The organism is Chloroflexus sp. (assembly GCF_056331925.1).
This window is the reverse complement of the sequence record NZ_JBWGQH010000089.1, coordinates 1-616: the sequence shown is the minus strand read 5'-3', so window position 1 is coordinate 616 and position 616 is coordinate 1. Positions and strand designations below refer to the sequence as shown.

Here is a 616-nt window from a genome sequence, read left to right as displayed (position 1 = left end):
GGGGAAGCGGTTAGATGATCTGAATGTACCCAAACCGACCAATCCATTTATCCCGAAGCCGCGTCCGGCCAGGGCACCGCGGAAGACGGAAGAGCAGCGGCAAGCGGAAAAGCAACAGCGGGAGCAGGAGCGGTTGCAAGAACGGATTGAGCGGGACACAGAACGTCATTATGAACGTTTGGAGCAGTTGTACAAACGGTTCCAAGAGCGGATGCGTGCTGCTGAACAAGCATTTGCACAAGGACAACTGGAAGGGCGGGCAGATTTTTATAACGCACTTGCTCGGTTTGAGGACAACCAGCTTCGCCAGCGACTGAGTGCGCTCTATGAGCAAAGCGTTTTGGAATCGCAACAACTTGCGGCAGAGAAGGGAGCAGATGTTGCTGATGCGTATCTCGAAGAGGTAACAAAGGTTCTTCTGGCCCGTGCACAACGTGAGCAAGAGATTACGCGCACGTTGACGGAAGGAGACGCGGCACGCGCGGAGTACTTGCGTGGTGTTGACGAACTCTACCGGCGGGCAGAAGACGCACGACTTGAGCAAATAAAACGCGGGGAGCAATCGATACGGGCGGAGTATGAGCAATCGGTTGCAGAGCAGAACCAAGAATTCGCC

At 54.9% G+C, this 616-nt stretch carries 1 protein-coding gene; it reads left to right on the top strand.

Annotation, left to right across the window (positions count from 1 at the left end):
- Window positions 1-616 (top strand): hypothetical protein (locus tag AC01ZF_RS17595; RefSeq protein ID WP_476575560.1); only part of this gene is annotated, 616 nt, incomplete at both ends.